The organism is Lelliottia sp., assembly GCF_045627565.1.
Lineage (GTDB): Bacteria > Pseudomonadota > Gammaproteobacteria > Enterobacterales > Enterobacteriaceae > Enterobacter.
Window position 1 is genome coordinate 1 of sequence record NZ_JAZQNX010000018.1, and the last position, 15,567, is coordinate 15,567.

17 protein-coding genes are annotated in these 15,567 nt (G+C 53.7%); 13 read left to right on the top strand and 4 right to left on the bottom strand.

Going from position 1 to position 15,567, the window contains the following annotated elements; translation table 11 throughout:
• Positions 1-387: 387 nt before the first annotated feature.
• On the top strand, positions 388-1,629 hold the full coding sequence (gene sstT / locus ACKI5T_RS09725; protein ID WP_407437200.1) for a serine/threonine transporter SstT: 1,242 nt from the start codon (positions 388-390) through the stop codon (positions 1,627-1,629).
• A gap of 91 nt (positions 1,630-1,720) precedes the next feature.
• On the opposite strand, the gene ACKI5T_RS09730 is transcribed toward sstT, so the two are convergent.
• The gene (locus ACKI5T_RS09730; protein ID WP_407437201.1) at positions 1,721-3,208 is read right to left on the bottom strand and encodes a UxaA family hydrolase; all 1,488 of its coding nucleotides are present in this window, start codon (positions 3,206-3,208) and stop codon (positions 1,721-1,723) included.
• A gap of 17 nt (positions 3,209-3,225) precedes the next feature.
• Positions 3,226-4,638 carry a glucuronate isomerase gene (gene uxaC / locus ACKI5T_RS09735; protein WP_407437202.1) on the bottom strand — a complete coding sequence of 471 codons (1,413 nt, stop codon included), beginning with the start codon at positions 4,636-4,638 and terminating at the stop codon, positions 3,226-3,228.
• A 474-nt stretch (positions 4,639-5,112) separates the two neighbouring features.
• Between uxaC and ACKI5T_RS09740 the strand changes: the two genes are divergently transcribed.
• The 11 genes from ACKI5T_RS09740 (at position 5,113) to ACKI5T_RS09790 (ending at position 12,444) form a co-directional block, all read left to right on the top strand.
• Positions 5,113-6,411: an MFS transporter gene (locus ACKI5T_RS09740; RefSeq protein ID WP_041689534.1), complete on the top strand. Its 1,299-nt coding sequence runs from the start codon at positions 5,113-5,115 to the stop codon at positions 6,409-6,411.
• 128 nt (positions 6,412-6,539) lie between these two features.
• Entirely contained in the window at positions 6,540-7,316 is a 777-nt protein-coding gene (gene exuR, locus ACKI5T_RS09745; protein WP_015960532.1) for a transcriptional regulator ExuR, read from the top strand.
• Between the two features lie 348 nt (positions 7,317-7,664).
• Complete coding sequence (gene yqjA, locus ACKI5T_RS09750; protein WP_015960533.1) at positions 7,665-8,327, top strand: DedA family general envelope maintenance protein YqjA; 663 nt, start codon at positions 7,665-7,667, stop codon at positions 8,325-8,327.
• 1 nt (position 8,328) lies between these two features.
• Positions 8,329-8,712 (top strand): EnvZ/OmpR regulon moderator MzrA, encoded by a 384-nt coding sequence (gene mzrA, locus ACKI5T_RS09755; RefSeq protein ID WP_407437203.1) that lies wholly within the window; start codon positions 8,329-8,331, stop codon positions 8,710-8,712.
• A 153-nt stretch (positions 8,713-8,865) separates the two neighbouring features.
• The gene (locus ACKI5T_RS09760; RefSeq protein WP_407437204.1) at positions 8,866-9,234 is read left to right on the top strand and encodes a DUF1090 domain-containing protein; all 369 of its coding nucleotides are present in this window, start codon (positions 8,866-8,868) and stop codon (positions 9,232-9,234) included.
• A gap of 29 nt (positions 9,235-9,263) precedes the next feature.
• Positions 9,264-9,569, top strand: a complete 306-nt coding sequence (locus ACKI5T_RS09765; protein WP_015960536.1) for a YqjD family protein — start codon at positions 9,264-9,266, stop codon at positions 9,567-9,569.
• A gap of 2 nt (positions 9,570-9,571) precedes the next feature.
• Positions 9,572-9,970 (top strand): phage holin family protein, encoded by a 399-nt coding sequence (locus tag ACKI5T_RS09770; RefSeq protein ID WP_015960537.1) that lies wholly within the window; start codon positions 9,572-9,574, stop codon positions 9,968-9,970.
• Positions 9,967-10,263, top strand: a complete 297-nt coding sequence (locus ACKI5T_RS09775) for a YqjK-like family protein (protein WP_407437205.1) — start codon at positions 9,967-9,969, stop codon at positions 10,261-10,263. Before ACKI5T_RS09770 ends, ACKI5T_RS09775 begins: the two co-directional genes overlap by 4 nt.
• A gap of 249 nt (positions 10,264-10,512) precedes the next feature.
• The gene (locus ACKI5T_RS09780) at positions 10,513-10,905 is read left to right on the top strand and encodes a DoxX family protein (protein WP_015960539.1); all 393 of its coding nucleotides are present in this window, start codon (positions 10,513-10,515) and stop codon (positions 10,903-10,905) included.
• Between the two features lie 68 nt (positions 10,906-10,973).
• Positions 10,974-11,960 carry a glutathione S-transferase family protein gene (locus ACKI5T_RS09785; protein WP_407437206.1) on the top strand — a complete coding sequence of 329 codons (987 nt, stop codon included), beginning with the start codon at positions 10,974-10,976 and terminating at the stop codon, positions 11,958-11,960.
• Positions 11,961-12,078: 118 nt separating this feature from the next.
• Positions 12,079-12,444, top strand: coding sequence for a DUF805 domain-containing protein (locus tag ACKI5T_RS09790; RefSeq protein WP_202666223.1), 366 nt, complete (start codon positions 12,079-12,081; stop codon positions 12,442-12,444).
• Positions 12,445-12,481: 37 nt separating this feature from the next.
• Here ACKI5T_RS09790 and ACKI5T_RS09795 read toward each other — a convergent pair whose 3' ends face one another.
• Complete coding sequence (locus ACKI5T_RS09795) at positions 12,482-13,378, bottom strand: LysR family transcriptional regulator (RefSeq protein ID WP_015960542.1); 897 nt, start codon at positions 13,376-13,378, stop codon at positions 12,482-12,484.
• A 104-nt stretch (positions 13,379-13,482) separates the two neighbouring features.
• On the opposite strand from ACKI5T_RS09795, the gene ACKI5T_RS09800 reads away from it, so the two are divergent.
• Positions 13,483-14,184 (top strand): pirin family protein, encoded by a 702-nt coding sequence (locus tag ACKI5T_RS09800; RefSeq protein ID WP_407437207.1) that lies wholly within the window; start codon positions 13,483-13,485, stop codon positions 14,182-14,184.
• 75 nt (positions 14,185-14,259) lie between these two features.
• On the opposite strand, the gene ACKI5T_RS09805 is transcribed toward ACKI5T_RS09800, so the two are convergent.
• On the bottom strand, positions 14,260-15,564 hold the full coding sequence (locus ACKI5T_RS09805) for a serine dehydratase subunit alpha family protein (protein WP_407437208.1): 1,305 nt from the start codon (positions 15,562-15,564) through the stop codon (positions 14,260-14,262).
• Between the last annotated feature and the right edge of the window lie 3 nt (positions 15,565-15,567).

Below are 15,567 nucleotides of genomic sequence, written 5' to 3' on the forward strand. Positions count from 1 at the left end.
GCGTTTAAGGTGGCGATGACGGCCTGTGTCAGGAAGCTGGTGACAATCCTGAATGCGATGGTGCGGGACAATAAAAAATGGGTGGCAGAATAGCAGTCAGCCGTTGACTTTGAACACAGCTGCTCACCCCAGCCCTCTCCCACGGGAGAGGGTGTAAATACTAAAAACGGTAACTGACGTTACCGTTTTGCTTTTACCTTGCACAAGCCGCAACGATGTTAAATAACAGTTAAAAAATATGACGCAACACGTAAATTCCAGCATTTTACACTTCCCACTCCGCGCCTTTTCCCTATACTCAACCAGGCAAACATTTACTTACATCCGGACATAAATGCGACCTAGAACGCATCCAGGATGGAACACAATTTCACTTAAGGATTGACTATGACCATGCAATCGTCTGGTCTGCTCGCGCGTATTGCGCAGGGCAGCCTGGTTAAACAAATACTGGTAGGCCTAATATTGGGTATTCTGCTGGCGCTAATCTCAAAACCGGCGGCTGAAGCGGCCGGTTTGCTCGGCACGCTGTTTGTCGGCGCGTTGAAAGCAGTAGCACCAATACTCGTTTTGATGCTGGTGATGGCCTCTATCGCCAATCATCAGCACGGACAAAAAACCAATATCCGCCCTATTCTGTTCCTTTACCTGCTGGGGACATTTTCTGCCGCGCTGATCGCGGTGGTGTTCAGTTTCCTGTTCCCGTCCACCTTGCATCTGTCCAGCGCGGCGGGCGATATCACACCGCCATCCGGTATTGTGGAAGTGTTACGCGGCTTGCTGATGAGCATGGTTTCTAACCCTGTTAATGCCCTGCTTAACGCTAACTATATTGGCATTCTGGTTTGGGCGGTTGGCCTGGGCTTTGCGCTGCGTCACGGTAACGAAACAACGAAAAACCTGGTCAACGATGTCTCAAATGCCGTGACCTTTATGGTAAAAATCGTCATTCGCTTTGCGCCGATCGGTATCTTCGGCCTGGTCTCCTCCACGCTGGCCACCACCGGTTTCTCCACACTGTGGGGTTATGCCCAACTGCTGCTGGTGCTGATCGGCTGTATGGCGGTCGTCGCGCTGGTGATTAACCCGCTGCTGGTGTTCCTGCAAACCCGTCGCAATCCGTATCCACTGGTGTTGATGTGTCTGCGCGAAAGCGGCGTGACGGCGTTCTTCACCCGCAGTTCAGCGGCGAATATTCCGGTTAACATGGCGCTGTGCGAAAAGCTGAATCTAGACCGCGATACCTATTCCGTGTCGATTCCGCTGGGCGCAACCGTGAATATGGCGGGTGCAGCGATCACCATTACGGTGCTAACGCTGGCGGCGGTAAATACGCTGGGCATTCCGGTGGATCTGCCGACGGCGTTGCTGTTGAGCGTCGTGGCGGCACTGTGCGCCTGTGGTGCGTCGGGCGTGGCGGGCGGTTCACTGCTGCTGATCCCGCTGGCCTGTAATATGTTTGGCATCCCGAACGAAATTGCCATGCAGGTGGTTGCAGTGGGCTTCATCATCGGTGTGTTGCAGGACTCGTGCGAAACCGCGATTAACTCCTCAACTGACGTGATGTTTACGGCTGCGGTATGTCAGGCGGAAGACGCGCGTTTAGCGAAGAACGCGTTACGAGGTTAACAGCAAAACGGCAACCCTGAGGTTGCCGTTTTTAGTGTTTTTGCCCTCTCCCCGTGGGAAAGCGTCAGGGTGAGGGCATCAAACCGCGGTACTAGAGCGTGACACCGCTTTTGAAGATCGCCAGTTCGCGGAAATCATTCTTCTCGTTACAGGTCTGCTTGCCGTTGGCAAAATCCACGATGGTATCGATGAACTCATTCAGCAGCTGCGGCATCGCTTTGCCGTGAATCAGTTGACCGGCATCAAAGTCGATCCAGTGCTTTTTCTTGGCAGCCAGTTCGCTGTTGGTGGCAATTTTTACCGTCGGGACAAAACCGCCGTAAGGCGTACCACGACCGGTGCTGAACAGCACCATATGACAGCCTGCGCCCGCCAGAGCACTGGTAGCGACGGCGTCATTCCCTGGTGCGCTTAACAGGTTCAGACCGTGAGTTTTCAAACGTTCGCCATAACGAAGGACATCCACCACCTGGCTTGCACCCGCTTTCTGCGTGCAGCCAAGCGATTTCTCTTCGAGCGTGGTGATCCCGCCCGCTTTGTTACCCGGCGATGGGTTTTCGTAAATCGGCTGATTGTGCGCGATGAAATACTGTTTGAAGTCGTTCACCATGGTGACGGTTTTTTCGAACGTCTCTTCGTCGCGGCAATGGCTCATGAGAATGCGTTCAGCGCCGAACATTTCGGGCACTTCGGTCAGCACGGTCGTGCCGCCGTTGCTGATCATATAGTCCGAGAATTGCCCCAGCATCGGGTTAGCGGTAATGCCGGAAAGGCCATCGGAACCGCCGCACTCCAGACCAAACTTCAGCTCGCTCAGTTTGCCCGGCTCACGTTTGTCGTGACGCATCACGTCATACAGCTGGTGCAGTTGCTGAAGCCCCGCTTCCACTTCGTCATCCTGATGCTGACACACCATAAAGTGGACGCGGTCAGGGTCAAAATCACCCAGCGTTTCGCGGAAAGCATCGACCTGGTTATTCTCACAGCCGAGGCCAATCACCAGCACCGCACCCGCATTGGGGTGGCGCACCATGTTTTGCAGCATGGTACGGGTGTTGATGTGGTCGTCGCCGAGCTGAGAGCAGCCATAGGTGTGGCTAAACAGGAATACCCCGTCGGTGCCTTCGGCATCGTTGGTTTCTTTCAGAAAACGCGTCTGAATTTGACGCGCGATCCCGTTCACACAGCCGACGGTAGGAAGGATCCACAGTTCATTGCGGATCCCCACTTCGCCGTTAGCACGGCGGTAGATCTGAACGTCACGATCTGCCGGCTGATTGGCTTCCGCCTGGAAATCAGGTTGATAGCTGTACTCGTCCAGATCGCTGAGATTGGTGCGGGTATTGTGAGAGTGAATGTATTCACCCGGCGCAATGTCCGCCAGCGCATGGCCGATGGGCAAACCGTATTTCACCACGTTTTCCCCTTTCGCAATGGGGATCAGGGCAAACTTATGTCCACGGCCAATTGCCTGACGTAACGTGACCGAAAGCGTGTCGAAAGTGACTTGCGTACCTTCGGCCAAATCTGCCAGTGCTACGCCTACGTTATCCAGCGAATGGATCTTGATGTATTGCATATCAACCTCAAACGGCCTTAGTTCAGTTCAATGGCGAAGTAGTCGCGCGCATTGTTAAAGCAGATGTTTTTCACCATTTCACCCAGCAGTTGAATGTCAGCGGGCGCTTCACCTGCTGCCACCCAGCGGCCAATCATCTGGCACAGAATGCGGCGGAAATATTCATGGCGCGTATAAGACAGGAAGCTGCGGCTGTCGGTCAGCATGCCGACAAAACGGCTTAACAGACCTAACTGTGCCAACTGCGTCATCTGACGTTCCATGCCGTCTTTCTGATCGTTGAACCACCAGCCGGAACCGAACTGCATCTTGCCCGGCATGCCTTCGCCCTGGAAGTTACCGATCATGGTGCCCAGCACTTCGTTGTCGCGTGGGTTCAGGCAGTACAGAATGGTTTTCGGCAGCAGATTTTGTTCGTTCTGTTTGCTCAGCAGTTTTGACAGCTCTTCCGCCAGCGGACGGTCGTTGATGGAGTCAAAGCCGACGTCCGCGCCCAGCAGTTTGAACTGACGCTGGTTATTGTTGCGCAGCGCACCGATGTGATACTGCTGAACCCAGCCGCGACGCGCGTATTCTGCACCCAGGAAGACCAGCACGGCGGTTTTGAACTGCGCCACTTCGTGTTCGCTTAGACTTTCACCGGACAGACGACGCGCCAGGATGCTATCCAGTTCTGCTTCGTTTGACTCAGCGAAAAGCACCACGTCCAGTGCGTGATCAGACACTTTACAGCCGTGGGCAGCAAAGTGGTCCAGACGTTTGGTCAGCGCAGATTGCAGATCGGTGAAGCGACGGATATCGATATCTGATACTTCGGCCAGTTTCGCCATATAGTCGCTGAACGTCGCCTGCTCGATGTTGAAGGCTTTATCCGGGCGCCAGCTTGGCAGCACTTTGATATCGAAAGAGGTGTCTTTCGCGACGACCGCATGGTGTTCAAGAGAATCAATCGGATCGTCAGTGGTACCGACCATCTTCACATTCATCTGCTTCATGATGCCGCGTGCGGAGAAATTATCCTGCGCCAGCAGATCGCCACACTGGTTCCAGATTTCGTCGGCAGTGGTTGGCGACAGCAGTTTTCCGGTGATACCGAATGGACGACGCAGTTCCAGATGCGTCCAGTGATACAGCGGGTTACCGATGGTGTGTGGCACAGTTGCCGCCCACGCATCAAACTTCTCGCGGTCAGTCGCATCACCGGTACACAGGCGCTCAGCCACACCATTGGTGCGCATTGCACGCCATTTGTAGTGGTCACCCTTCAGCCAGATGTCATACAGATTCTTGAAGCGATAATTTTCGGCAACCTGCTGCGGCGGTAAATGGCAGTGGTAGTCGAAAATCGGCTGGTCTTTTGCGTAGTCGTGGTACAGACGGCGAGCAAATTCGGTATCTAATAGGAAATCTTCGGTCATAAACGGCGTCATTATCATCTTCCTCTATAACGAGAGCGTCAGAAACTTATGTTCAGATGCTGCAAAGTTATCACACCAATTTCCAGCGACAGAAGTTTTTTTCGTGAGTTAGATCAATAAACGTCGACAAAATAATTACCCCCAAAGGAGCAAACCTCAGTGCAAACCGCGCCAGCACTGGCTTCATATCGTGAAAATAATGACCACACTAAGATTCACGCTTTTGTGATGTCACTCACCTTTTAAAGTTGTATGACAAGTTATCTTTTCGCCGTCGCAACATATAAGCCGACGGAATGCATTACCGGTGTTTCAACATCGGAATTAGCGGTACGGATACCGACTTATGCACGATTACTTATGGCAAGGTTCGGGCCGTTCCGGGAGTCACTCCCCGTTACGCCCTCCCGTTACAAGACAGCTCCCGGAAACGGTCGAGATGTTACCGTGCTCCGGCGCGGCAATACTATAACGATGAGGTTTTACATGCGTAAAATTAAAGGGTTACGTTGGTACATGATTGCACTGGTGACGCTCGGCACCGTGCTGGGTTACCTGACGCGTAACACCATAGCGGCGGCTGCGCCAACGCTAATGGAAGAGCTGCATATCTCCACGCAGCAATACTCATACATTATCGCGGCTTACTCCGCGGCTTATACCATCATGCAGCCTGTTGCGGGCTACCTTCTGGATGTTCTCGGCACCAAAGTGGGTTACGCCTTCTTCGCCGTAACCTGGGCGATTTTCTGTGGTGCAACCGCACTGGCAGGAAGCTGGGGTGGACTGGCGTTGGCACGTGGTGCGGTCGGTGCGGCTGAAGCTGCAATGATCCCTGCAGGCCTGAAAGCCAGCTCCGAATGGTTCCCGGCAAAAGAGCGCTCCATCGCCGTGGGTTACTTCAACGTCGGTTCTTCTATCGGCGCCATGATTGCTCCTCCACTTGTGGTGTGGGCTATCGTGATGCACAGCTGGCAGTTGGCGTTTATCATCTCTGGCGTCCTGAGCTTTGCCTGGGCAATGGCGTGGCTGATTTTCTACAAACACCCGCGTGATCAGAAGAAACTGTCTGACGAAGAACGCGAATACATCATTAGTGGTCAGGAGTCTCAGCATCAGACCAACAATGGCAAAAAAATGACGCCATGGCAGATCCTGGGCACCCGCCAGTTCTGGGGTATCGCCCTGCCACGTTTCCTGGCAGAACCGGCCTGGGGAACGTTCAACGCCTGGATCCCGCTGTTCATGTTTAAAGTCTACGGCTTTAACCTGAAAGAGATCGCGATGTTCGCCTGGATGCCTATGTTGTTCGCTGACCTGGGCTGTATCGTCGGGGGTTATCTGCCGCCGCTGTTCCAGCGCTGGTTTGGTGTGAACCTGATTGTTTCCCGTAAAATGGTGGTCACCATGGGCGCACTGCTGATGATTGGCCCGGGCATGATCGGTCTCTTCACCAGCCCATACGTCGCGATTGGTCTGCTGTGTATTGGTGGCTTTGCTCACCAGTCCCTGTCTGGCGCACTGATTACCCTCTCTTCTGACGTCTTTGGACGTAACGAGGTAGCAACCGCCAACGGCCTGACCGGGATGGCCGCCTGGACCGCGAGTACTATGTTTGCCCTGGTCGTCGGTGCGCTGGCGGATACCATCGGCTTCAGCCCGCTGTTCGCAGTGCTGGCTATCTTCGATTTGATGGGGGCTGTCGTTATCTGGACGGTGCTGAAAAACCAGTCTGCCGAGGAGCTACAAAACAGCTCGGTGGGCGGGCCCGCCGCACAAAGTTAGCCCAGTTCACAATATTGATTAAAGCCGCCTCCGGGCGGCTTTTTTTATGGCGAAACAGGGGGAAATCTGGAGACTGGCTCGCAAAAGTGGTATAACAAATCATCCGCCGTACCTTGCCTGGAGCGCATATGGAAATCACTGAACCCCGTCGTTTGTATCAGCAACTTGCTGCCGAGCTGAAAAGCCGTATCGAGCAAGGCGTCTATTTGGTGGGTGACAAACTCCCGGCAGAACGCTTTATTGCTGATGAAAAGAGCGTCAGCCGCACCGTGGTTCGCGAAGCCATTATCATGCTCGAAGTGGAAGGTTACGTCGAAGTACGCAAAGGCTCCGGCATTCATGTGATTTCCAATCTGCCGAAACACTCTCCTGTTCCAGACGAAAGTCTGGAATTTGCTAGCTACGGTCCGTTTGAGCTGCTCCAGGCGCGACAGCTTATCGAAAGCAATATAGCGGAGTTTGCGGCGACGCAGGTGACCAAGCAGGACATCATGAAATTGATGGAAATCCAGGACAATGCGCGCAAGGAAAAATGCTTCCGCGATTCAGAATGGGACCTGCAATTCCACGTTCAGGTAGCACTGGCGACGCAAAATACGGCTCTGGCGGCAATCGTCGAAAAAATGTGGACTCAGCGCGTTCATAACCCGTACTGGAAGAAACTGCACGATCACATCGATTTGCGTACCGTGGATAACTGGTGTGACGATCATGATCAAATTCTTAAAGCGCTGATTCGTAAAGATCCGCACGCGGCAAAACTGGCGATGTGGCAGCATCTGGAAAACACCAAACTGATGCTGTTCAACGAAACCAGTGACGACTTCGAATTCAATGCAGACCGCTATCTTTTTGCTGATAATCCCGTCGTTCACCTCGATACAGCATCCAGTCAGGCAAAATAGAAACGCTTTTCGCTGGCAGGCGCACCGATGCGCCTTCCGGCATGCTGGGGTAAGTAAAACAAATATAGTGTCAGCCTGTGTAAAAAGCCTCGCTTCCCTTCCGTTTGTTAAGCCAAAATCATTTATCCAGCCGAGCGCAAATTATCTGACGCAGTACGTTGGGCTTTGTTACAATTGGATGCAAATTGCATTTTTTAGTTAGTGCTTGCTTACCTAGCCATTTTACAGGGAACAGTTCTGGCCACCACAATGTGTCCGCGAGCGACCATAATGAAATTATAAACGATGTCGCTGTGCTGTTTGACCCGGATAACAGGCGAGACGTTAACCGATCTCCAGGAACACTGAATGGAACTTTTGACCCAATTACTGAATGCCTTATGGGCCCAGGATTTCGAAACCCTGGCCAATCCCTCCATGATTGGCATGCTCTATTTCGTCTTGTTTATGATTCTATTCCTTGAGAATGGACTGCTCCCCGCTGCGTTTCTCCCTGGCGACAGCTTACTGGTGTTGGTGGGTGTTTTGTGCGCGAAAGGCGCAATGGAATTCCCGCAAACCGTTCTCCTGCTGACTATCGCCGCCAGCCTGGGATGCTGGGTGAGTTATATCCAGGGACGATGGCTGGGCAATACGCGTATCGTACAGAACTGGCTTTCTCATCTTCCAGCCCATTACCACCAGCGAGCGCACCACTTGTTCCATAAGCATGGTCTTTCGGCCCTGCTGATCGCCCGATTCATCGCTTTTGTTCGTACATTGCTGCCAACGATCGCAGGCCTGTCTGGCCTGAACAACGCCCGCTTCCAGTTCTTTAACTGGATGAGTGGCTTGCTGTGGGTGCTGATTTTAACCAGCCTTGGTTATCTGCTGGGCAAAACGCCGGTGTTCCTGAAATACGAAGACCAGTTGATGTCCTGCCTGATGCTACTTCCTGTCGTGCTGCTGGTCTTTGGTCTGCTCGGATCGGTATACGTGCTGTTGAAAAAGAAATACGGGGCACGGAGCTAACATGGTTATTTCGCCACTGGCTCTGCGCCGCTTGTCTTATGGGTTGATCGCGTTGGTGATCCTCAGCGCGTTGATTCTGGTCTGGACCGCACTTCAGCGCCAGGAATCCACCCTGGCGATTCGCCCGGTGAGCCAAGGGGCTAGCGTCCCTGACGGTTTTTATATCTGGCATCATCTGGATGCGAACGGCATTCAGTTTAAAAGCATCACGCCGCAGGATGACGTTTTGCTGATTAAGTTTGATTCCAGCGCGCAAAGCGCCGCAGCGAAGGTTGTTCTCGACCGCTCCCTGCCGCGCGGCTACATCATTGCGCTGCAGGACGATCAAAGCCAGACAGCGGTGTGGTTAACGCGACTGCGTGACACATCGCATCGGTTTGGTTAATTTCCTATATTCTGAATCTTTTCACTCACTTTGGTGATTCCCCCGTTTACTTACTATGCTTAAGTACGCGGAGCACCCCTCAGATGTTCTCCGCATGATACTGGACCGCGGCATTCTCTTTAAAATGCCGTAACACAATGGAAGGTTTCTATAATGAAATACCGCATCACCCTGGCTTTGGCCCTTTTTTCTTTGAGCACAGCTTCCTTTGCAAACTCTCTCTGTCAGGAGAAAGAACAGGACATTCAGCGTGAGATCAGTTATGCCGAAAAGCATAACAATCAGAACCGCATTGATGGCCTGAAAAAAGCGTTAAGTGAAGTGAAAGCCAACTGTTCGGACAGCAAGCTGCGTGCCGATCACCAGAAGAAAATCGCTGAACAAAAGGAAGAGATTGCTGAACGCCGTCACGACCTGAAAGAGGCGAAAGAGAAAGGTGATGCGGATAAGATTACAAAGCGCGAAGAAAAGTTGAAAGAGGCTCAGGAAGAACTGAAAGCTCTTGAAGCTCGCGATTATTGAGTTAACGGAAATCTCAACAGGAGAAAATCATGTCTAAAGATACTACTTCAGAACACCTGCGCGCTGAGTTGAAATCCCTGGCCGATACCCTGGAAGAGGTGCTGAACTCTTCGACCGATAAATCGAAAGAAGAGCTGAGCAAACTGCGCAGCAAAGCGGAAAGTGCGCTGAAAGACAGCCGCTACCGCCTGGGTGAAACCGGTGATGCGCTGGCAAAACAGACTCGTGAAGCAGCGGCTCGTGCGGACGAATATGTGCGCGATAATCCGTGGACAGGCGTAGGCATCGGTGCCGCCGTGGGTGTGGTCCTGGGCGTTCTGCTGACGCGTCGCTGATTATGGAAGATCCTCGTCACGCACAGGGGCCTGCAAAAAACGTCCTCGGTATCGGCCAGCGTATTTTAACGACGCTGGTCGGCATTGCCGAAACGCGAGTTCGCCTGGCGGTGGTGGAACTGGAAGAGGAGAAAGCCAATCTCTTTCAGATGCTGCTCATGCTGGGACTCACCATGCTGTTCGCCGCGTTTGGTCTGATGAGCCTGATGGTGCTGATCATTTGGGCCATCGACCCGCAGTATCGGCTTAACGCGATGATTGCAACAACTGTCGTGCTATTGGTGGCTGCGCTGATAGGCGGGATCTGGACGATGCATAAGGCGCGCACCTCTACGCTGTTGCGCCATACCCGTCAGGAGTTGGCCAACGACCGCACGCTGCTGGAGGATGACAAGCCGTGAGCAGCACAACTGAACGTCAGAAGCGCAAAGCGTATCTGTTGAGTCAGATCCAGCAGCAACGGCTGGATCTGACCGCCTGTCGCCGTGACTGGCTGGAAGTGACGCGGGCGTACGATCGTGGCTGGAGCACGCTTCTTAGCATGCGCTCATGGGCATTGGTCGGAAGCAGCGTGATGGCGATCTGGTCTGTTCGTCATCCCAGTATGCTCGTGCGCTGGGCCAGACGTGGCTTTGGCGCGTGGAGCGCCTGGCGTCTGGTGAAAGCCACACTCCGGCAACAACAGTTGCGGTAGTAAAAGCAAAACGGTAACGCATGTTACCGTTTTTTGTTTTTGCGCCTCTCCCCGTGAGGAGGGATGCGGTGAGCACATAGGCGCACACTCCCTTACTCAATATCTTTGAAGGAGATTGACAGTTTTCCTTGCTAACAATTGTCATTCGTCACGTTTATTATCCTCTCCATCGACAGCAAACCCGCGGTATCCCCCCGGATTTGCACACAAATAATAATCAGCAGCCATTGTGGTTCCCTGGAGAGTAAAATGAAAAAATTAGAAGATGTTGGTATTCTGGTCGCACGTATTTTGATGCCAATTCTGTTCATCACCGCAGGCTGGGGCAAAATCACCGGTTATGCAGGCACGCAACAATACATGGAAGCGATGGGTGTCCCAGGGTTCTTGTTGCCACTGACCATTTTGCTTGAGTTTGGCGGCGGTCTGGCGATTCTGTTCGGCTTCCTGACTCGCACCACTGCACTGTTCACGGCGGGCTTCACGCTGCTGACCGCGTTTATCTTCCACAGCAACTTTGCGGAAGGCATGAACTCTCTGATGTTCATGAAAAACCTGACCATCGCAGGCGGCTTCCTGCTGCTGGCTATTACCGGTCCAGGCGCTTTCAGCATCGACCGTGTTCTGAATAAAAAGTGGTAAGCACGCTATACTGAATAAAAAAGCGAGGAGACATCTCCTCGCTTTTGTTTTTTATACAGGAGGAAAAAATGGGACAACTTGTTGACGGCGTCTGGCAGGACATCTGGTATGACACCAAATCCACTGGGGGACGCTTTAAGCGTTCTGTTTCGGCTTTCCGTAACTGGCTCACTGCCGATGGCGCACCGGGTCCCACTGGCGAAGGCGGCTTTGCGGCGGAAAAAGATCGCTATCATCTTTATGTGTCGCTGGCCTGTCCGTGGGCGCACCGCACGCTGATGGTACGTAAATTAAAGGGGCTGGACGCGTTAATTCCTGTTTCGGTGGTGAACCCGCTGATGCTGGAAAACGGCTGGACCTTTGACAGTGATTTCCCGGCCGCCACGGGCGATGACCTGTATCACCACGACTTTCTGTATCAGCTCTATCTGCGCGCCGATCCGCACTACACCGGACGCGTCACAGTTCCCGTACTGTGGGACAAACAAAATCAAACCATCGTCAGCAATGAATCCGCGGAGATCATCCGCATGTTCAATACCGCGTTTGACGCGCACGGTGCCCGCGCCGGTGATTTCTACCCGCCTGCACTGCGCGATAAAATCGACGAGTTGAACAGCTGGATTTACGACAACGTGAATAACGGCGTCTATAAAGCCGGATTTGCCACCAGCCAGGAAGCCTACGACGACGCGGTCGCAAAAGTGTTTGAATCGCTCGAGCGGCTGGAGCAGATCCTTGGACAGCATCGCTATCTGACGGGCGATACGCTGACAGAAGCCGATATCCGCCTGTGGACGACGCTGGTGCGCTTCGATCCGGTTTATGTCACCCACTTTAAATGCGATAAACACCGCATCAGCGATTACCTGAATTTGTCCGGTTTCCTGCGTGATATTTATCAGATGGACGGTATCGCCGAAACCGTCGATTTTGGTCACATCCGCACCCACTACTATCGCAGTCATAAAACCATCAATCCAACGGGTATTATTTCCATTGGCCCGTGGCAGGATCTGGATGAACCCCACGGCCGCGATACGCGTTTCGGTTGATTAACACCGTCATCCAAAGGGCACCAATGCGTGCCCTTTACCACGCATTTATTCCCGTCTACGCTTAATCTGATCGCTTAAAAAACAAGTGATTAATTGCTATTAAGGGAAGGGAAAAATGGACTGGTATCTAAAAGTACTGAAAAACTACGTGGGATTTGGCGGCCGCGCCCGTCGCAAAGAGTACTGGATGTTCATGCTGGTGAACTTCGTTCTCGCCATGGTGATAGGAATTGTCGACAGGATTCTGGGCTGGGAGCGCGCGGGCGGCGAAGGCATTCTCACCACTATTTATGCGCTGTTGGTCTTTCTGCCATCCTGGGCGGTGCTGTTCCGCCGACTGCATGACACCGACCGTTCGGCGTGGTGGTTACTGCTGATTTTGATCCCGATTATCGGCTGGCTGGTGATTCTGGTCTTCTGCTGTCAGAGCGGTACGCCGGGTGAAAACCGTTTTGGTCCCGATCCCAAACGTCTCGCATAATTCCTGCCCGGCGGCGTTGCGCCTGCCGGGCATACCCTCATTTGTTCGCAAACAGCTTAGGGATCTCGCGTAAACACCACGATTTGGCTTCGCCCATGCTGTCGCGGCGCCAGGCCATAATGATATCGACCTCATTGGTGTATTCCGGGCTGACGACGCGCAGGCGCCCTTCTGCGATATCTTTTTCGACAAACGGATACGGCATCGTCGCGACGCCCAAACCGGCTAACAGCGCCTGACGCTTATCCTCCAGCGACGTCACGGTCAGACGCGGCTGTTTATCCAAAAGCTGGACGGTTAACACCGGACGTTCTCGCGCGGTATCCGCCACCGCCACACCGCGATACTTCACGCGGGTCACTTCGGATAACGGTTCCGGCTCCTGATGAATCGGATGATCCGGCGCAGCGACGTAAACGTTCATCACGCTATAGAGTTTTTTCGAATTGATCTCTGACGACGAACGGAAGTGCATATCCGGCGCAATCACAATATCCGCCCTGCCCGTTTCAAGACGCTCCCACGCGCCCGCCAGCACTTCGGTAATCACGGAAAGCTGCGTATTGGCTTTATTCGCCAGACGCTCCACCAGCGGGAATAACGCGGCGGTCGGTACTAGCGCTTCGGTGACCAGCGTCAGGTGCGTTTCCCAGCCGCGCGCCAGCGCTTCCGCATCGGTCGTCAGTTTGTCGGCCGCTTCCAGCAGAACGCGCCCGCGCTCCAGCAGCATGCGTCCGACATTGGTGAATTTTGTTCGGTGACCGGAACGGTCGAATAGCACCACGTCCAGCTCTTCTTCGAGCTTCTGCATGGTGTAACTCAGCGCAGACGGAACGCGCCCCAGCTCGTCTGCCGCAGCGGCAAAGCTGCCACGCCTGTCGATCGCGTCCATCACGCGAAGCGCCTCAAGCGTCAATGCCCTTTCTTTTGCCATCTCGTTCTCATTCAGGAAATTTGAACATACCGGGCAGAATATCTGGCTAACAATGAAGCGTCCATACCTTTACCATTGTTTTAGTGTAAAGAGAGGTCAGTTTTATGATTACGACAAGAACAGCAAAACAGTGCGGACAAGCCGATTTTGGTTGGCTGCAGGCCCGCTACACCTTTTCCTTTGGACACTACTTTGATCCCAAATTGCTCGGTTACGCCTCACTGCGCGTGCTGAATCAGGAAGTGCTCGCTCCGGGCGCGTCTTTCCAGCCGCGTACGTATCCGAAAGTGGATATCCTGAATCTGATCCTCGAAGGTGAAGCAGAATATCGCGATAGCGAGGGCAATCACGTCCAGGCGAAAGCGGGTGAAGCGTTATTGATTTCAACCCAACCGGGCATTAGCTACAGCGAGCATAACCTCAGCAAAGATAAAACGCTGACCCGCATGCAACTGTGGCTTGATGCCTGTCCAGAACGCGAAAATCCGGCCGTGCAGAAGATCAATCTGAGCGGCGAAAAGCAGCAAGTGATCGCCTCGCCGGATGGCAGTCACAATAGCCTGCAATTGCGCCAGCAGGTGTGGCTGCACCATATTGAACTGAAAAAAGGGGAACAGGCGAGTTTCCAGCTTCACGGCCCGCGAGCCTATCTGCAATCGATTCACGGCACGGTACATGCGCTGACACACACGGAAGAGAAAGAAGCGCTCACCTGCGGTGACGGCGCGTTTATCCGTGATGAAGCGAATATCACGCTGGTTGCCGACACGCCGCTGCGCGCGCTGTTGATTGATTTGCCGGTATAACGACGTTCCGGGCACCGTATCGTTCACTCTCCTCTAAGGGGAGAGGGAACAATACGGCTCAGAAGTGTGGCTTTTTCAGGATGCCTTCTTCGCCATGATCTCGATAATCTGCCGATCGGTTTCCTGCATTGACCGGCACGCCAGAGCGCACAGATTAGCGATAGACTGCTCGACATCATGTGCCACAATCCCTTCGTTGCCGGTCACGGCAGAATCATCGAGCGCCATCATCACCGATTTCCAGGCGCTGGTAACGCTGGTTGAGACTTTCATTGCGCAGCTGTTCGATGCGCCGTCGCAAATCATCCCACTGACATCGCCAATCATGCTGCTTATCGCCATGGCGATAGCGTCATAGCGGCCGTCCATCAGCCACGCCATCCCTGCCGCCGACCCCATACCCGCTGTGGTCGCTGCGCACAGTGCTGATAACCGCGGCAACTGATGATGGATGTAAATCGCCGACAGGTGTGAAAGCATCAACGCTCGCGCCAGCTTTTCGTCGTCTGCCTGAACATGTTCCGCCACGACCAGCACGGGCATGGTGGCGGTAATGCCCTGATTGCCGGAGCCAGAGTTGCTCATCGCGGGCAGGGTCGCACCGCCCATGCGCGCATCCGATGCGGCGCTAGTGCGGATCACAATTTCCGACCCTAAATCCTGCGCGATAAAACCTCGCCCCTGCTGTTTACGCAGCGTTGCACCGATATGCAGTCCCCACCTGCCGATTAATCCCTCCTGGGAAAGCGCGTCGTTCAAACGCGCGGACTCCAGAATAAAGCGGATCGCGGAGAATGGCACCTGCTCGACAAACGCCAGGATCTGAAACAGCGTGGTTTGCGAGAGTATTGCCAGCGGATCGTCGGCACAGCATTGCTGCTCCTCATCGAGCATGAAACGGGTTTCACCTTGATGCTCAATCTTCACCACCCGCGTATGCCCACCCGCAATCGTGACGCTTGCCGATTCACCCTCGGCATACACGCAAGCTCGGGAATAAAGAATGTCGTCACACGGCTCCTGCAATTTGACCTGCACATGTCCAGAGGCAAGCAGGAACTTCGCCCTGTCTAGAGCCTCGCTGGAGACGCTTTTCAGAACCTCTAGCCCGCTCTGCGCATCACCACCGATTGCACCCAACGCAGCCGCAATCGGCAAGCCCACCATGCCGGTGCCGGGCACCGTTACACCCAGCCCGTTTTTCATTAAATTCGGCGAAACCCACGCATCAATATGCGTAATATCCCCGTCCAGTTGCTCGGCTGCAATCGCACAGGCCAGTGCCAGCGAGATAGGCTCGGTACACCCCAATGCAGGCTTAACCTCTTCCTGCACCGCGCGAATAAACAGGTTCCACAAAGGATTCATTTGCTCAGACATCGT

Excerpts from the sequence above, each read along its gene's own strand:
- ACKI5T_RS09800 (WP_407437207.1), top strand. The coding sequence starts at position 13,483 with ATGATTACGACAAGAACAGCAAAACAGTGCGGACAAGCCGATTTTGGT.
- ACKI5T_RS09805 (WP_407437208.1), bottom strand. The coding sequence starts at position 15,564 with ATGTCTGAGCAAATGAATCCTTTGTGGAACCTGTTTATTCGCGCGGTG.
- ACKI5T_RS09760 (WP_407437204.1), top strand. The coding sequence starts at position 8,866 with ATGAAATACCGCATCACCCTGGCTTTGGCCCTTTTTTCTTTGAGCACA.
- sstT (WP_407437200.1), top strand. The coding sequence starts at position 388 with ATGACCATGCAATCGTCTGGTCTGCTCGCGCGTATTGCGCAGGGCAGC.
- exuR (WP_015960532.1), top strand. The coding sequence starts at position 6,540 with ATGGAAATCACTGAACCCCGTCGTTTGTATCAGCAACTTGCTGCCGAG.
- ACKI5T_RS09780 (WP_015960539.1), top strand. The coding sequence starts at position 10,513 with ATGAAAAAATTAGAAGATGTTGGTATTCTGGTCGCACGTATTTTGATG.
- mzrA (WP_407437203.1), top strand. The coding sequence starts at position 8,329 with ATGGTTATTTCGCCACTGGCTCTGCGCCGCTTGTCTTATGGGTTGATC.
- ACKI5T_RS09770 (WP_015960537.1), top strand. The coding sequence starts at position 9,572 with ATGGAAGATCCTCGTCACGCACAGGGGCCTGCAAAAAACGTCCTCGGT.
- ACKI5T_RS09730 (WP_407437201.1), bottom strand. The coding sequence starts at position 3,208 with ATGCAATACATCAAGATCCATTCGCTGGATAACGTAGGCGTAGCACTG.
- ACKI5T_RS09790 (WP_202666223.1), top strand. The coding sequence starts at position 12,079 with ATGGACTGGTATCTAAAAGTACTGAAAAACTACGTGGGATTTGGCGGC.
- ACKI5T_RS09740 (WP_041689534.1), top strand. The coding sequence starts at position 5,113 with ATGCGTAAAATTAAAGGGTTACGTTGGTACATGATTGCACTGGTGACG.
- ACKI5T_RS09795 (WP_015960542.1), bottom strand. The coding sequence starts at position 13,378 with ATGGCAAAAGAAAGGGCATTGACGCTTGAGGCGCTTCGCGTGATGGAC.
- ACKI5T_RS09785 (WP_407437206.1), top strand. The coding sequence starts at position 10,974 with ATGGGACAACTTGTTGACGGCGTCTGGCAGGACATCTGGTATGACACC.
- uxaC (WP_407437202.1), bottom strand. The coding sequence starts at position 4,638 with ATGACGCCGTTTATGACCGAAGATTTCCTATTAGATACCGAATTTGCT.
- ACKI5T_RS09765 (WP_015960536.1), top strand. The coding sequence starts at position 9,264 with ATGTCTAAAGATACTACTTCAGAACACCTGCGCGCTGAGTTGAAATCC.
- yqjA (WP_015960533.1), top strand. The coding sequence starts at position 7,665 with ATGGAACTTTTGACCCAATTACTGAATGCCTTATGGGCCCAGGATTTC.